Source organism: Shimazuella alba, from assembly GCF_009831235.1.
GTDB lineage: Bacteria > Bacillota > Bacilli > Thermoactinomycetales > Thermoactinomycetaceae > Shimazuella > Shimazuella alba.
In genome coordinates this window covers 1-3,048 of sequence record NZ_WUUL01000031.1, presented here as the reverse complement: position 1 = coordinate 3,048, position 3,048 = coordinate 1, and the positions used below count along the sequence as shown (strand labels likewise).

At 52.5% G+C, this 3,048-nt stretch carries 1 rRNA gene; it reads left to right on the top strand.

Annotated features, from left to right (window positions below):
* Positions 1-125: 125 nt before the first annotated feature.
* Positions 126-3,047, top strand: a 23S ribosomal RNA gene (locus GSM42_RS20225).
* Position 3,048: the final 1 nt, after the last annotated feature.

The following is a 3,048-nucleotide window of genomic DNA, read 5'->3' as shown; positions in this document are numbered from 1 at the left end:
CAAGTCGCACTTTGAAAATTGGATAGGAAATGATGAAGAGAAAGACATGTGTGTCTTTTTCGTCAAGTTGCAAAAATCACCGGGTGATAGAGATGAAAATTTGTATCACCAAGTAAGATTTAGTAGGAGAAGCTACTAAGGGCACACGGTGGATGCCTTGGCGCTAGGAGCCGATGAAGGACGGGACGAACACCGATATGCTCCGGGGAGCTGTAAGTGAGCTTTGATCCGGAGATTTCCGAATGGGGCAACCCACTCATCGAAGGATGAGGACTGCTACCTGAATCCATAGGGTAGTAAGAGGCAGACCGGGGGAACTGAAACATCTAAGTACCCCGAGGAAGAGAAAGAAAACTCGATTCCCCGAGTAGCGGCGAGCGAAACGGGAATAGCCCAAACCAAAGGTCTTGTACCTTTGGGGTTGTAGGGCATCTCATATGGAGTAAGAAAAGAAGCGGTTAAGCGAATTGGTTTTGGAATAACCAGCCAAAGTGGGTAACAGCCCCGTAGCTGAAAACTGCTTCTCTCCGAGATGTACCCTGAGTACCGCGGGACACGTGAAACCCCGTGGGAAGCTGGGAGGACCACCTCCCAAGGCTAAATACTTCCTAGCGACCGATAGTGAACCAGTACCGTGAGGGAAAGGTGAAAAGCACCCCGGAAGGGGAGTGAAATAGATCCTGAAACCGTGTGCTTACAAGCAGTCGGAGTCCCCTTGAGGGATGACGGCGTGCCTTTTGTAGAATGAACCGGCGAGTAACGGTTACGTGCAAGGTTAAGATGATGAGTCGGAGCCGTAGCGAAAGCGAGTCTGAATAGGGCGACTTAGTACGTAGCTGTTTACCCGAAACCGAGTGATCTACCCATGTCCAGGATGAAGTTCCGGTAACACGGAATGGAGGTCCGAACCCACTGATGTTGAAAAATCAGGGGATGAGGTGTGGGTAGGGGTGAAATGCCAATCGAACTCGGAGATAGCTGGTTCTCCCCGAAATAGCTTTAGGGCTAGCCTCGTGTTTTGAGCGATGGAGGTAGAGCACTGATTGGACTAGGGGCCCTTCCCGGGTTACCGAATTCAGTCAAACTCCGAATGCCATTGTCTTGTATCACGGGAGTCAGACTGCGGGTGCTAAGATTCGTAGTCAAAAGGGAAACAGCCCAGACCACCAGCTAAGGTCCCCAAGTAACGTTTCAGTGGAAAAGGATGTGGAGTTGCACAGACAACCAGGATGTTGGCTTAGAAGCAGCCACCATTCAAAGAGTGCGTAATAGCTCACTGGTCAAGTGACTCTGCGCCGAAAATGTAACGGGGCTAAAACGTTCACCGAAGCTGTGGATTCGAAAGAATGGTAGGGGAGCGTTCCAAATGCAGCGAAGTTGGAGGGGAACCGAAAATGGAGCGTTTGGAAGTGAGAATGCCGGTATGAGTAGCGAAAAGAGGGGTGAGAATCCCCTCCACCGAAAGCCTAAGGTTTCCTGAGGAAGGTTCGTCCGCTCAGGGTAAGTCGGGACCTAAGTTGAGGCCGAAAGGCGTAGGCGATGGACAACAGGTGGAAATTCCTGTACCGTAACGTTTTGTTTGACGATTGGAGTGACGCAGGAGGATAGGGTGTGCGTGCTTATTGGATATGGCGCGTCGAAGTAACAAGGTTGGAAGATAGGCAAATCCGTCTTCTGTTAAGACTGAGTTACCACAGTAAGCGAAAATTGTAGTAGCAAAGCACCTGATTTCACACTGCCAAGAAAAGCTTCTAAGGAGAAACGTTGCGCCCGTACCGCAAACCGACACAGGTAGGCGAGGAGAGAATCCTCAGGTGCTCGGGAAAACTCTCGTTAAGGAACTCGGCAAAATGACTCCGTAACTTCGGGAGAAGGAGTGCCACCCTCCGGGGTGGTCGCAGAGAAGAGGCCCAGGCGACTGTTTAGCAAAAACACAGGTCTCTGCAAAGCCGCAAGGCGAAGTATAGGGGCTGACGCCTGCCCGGTGCTGGAAGGTTAAGGGGAGAGGTTAGCGCAAGCGAAGCTTTGAACCGAAGCCCCAGTAAACGGCGGCCGTAACTATAACGGTCCTAAGGTAGCGAAATTCCTTGTCGGGTAAGTTCCGACCCGCACGAAAGGCGTAACGATCTGGGCGCTGTCTCGACGAGAGACCCGGTGAAATTGTAATGCTAGTGAAGATGCTAGCTACCCGCGACAAGACGGAAAGACCCCGTGGAGCTTTACTGTAGCCTGATATTGAATCTAGGTACGACTTGTACAGAATAGGTGGGAGTCTTTGAAGCTAGGACGCCAGTCTTAGTGGAGACACCTGTGGGATACCACTCTGGTCGTATCGGGGTTCTAACCTGCTACCCTAATCGGGTAGAGGGACCGTGTCAGGTGGGCAGTTTGACTGGGGCGGTCGCCTCCTAAAAGGTAACGGAGGCGCTCCAAGGTTCCCTCAGCGCGGTTGGAAATCGCGCGGAAGAGTGCAAAGGCAGAAGGGAGCTTGACTGCGAGACCTACAAGTCGAGCAGGGACGAAAGTCGGACTTAGTGATCCGGTGGTTCCGAGTGGAAGGGCCATCGCTCAACGGATAAAAGCTACCCCGGGGATAACAGGCTAATCTCCCCCAAGAGTCCACATCGACGGGGAGGTTTGGCACCTCGATGTCGGCTCATCGCATCCTGGGGCTGAAGTAGGTCCCAAGGGTTGGGCTGTTCGCCCATTAAAGCGGTACGCGAGCTGGGTTCAGAACGTCGTGAGACAGTTCGGTCCCTATCTGTCGTGGGCGCAGGAAATTTGAGAGGAGCTGTCCTTAGTACGAGAGGACCGGGATGGACATACCGCTGGTGTACCAGTTGTCTCGCCAGAGGCACCGCTGGGTAGCCAAGTATGGACGGGATAAGCGCTGAAAGCATCTAAGCGCGAAGCCCCCCTCAAGATGAGATTTCCCACTACCCCTAAGTAGGTAAGACCCCTTGTAGATGACGAGGTAGATCGGTCTGAGGTGTAAGCACAGCAATGTGTTTAGCTGACAGATACGAATAGGTCGAGGGCTTCTCCTAC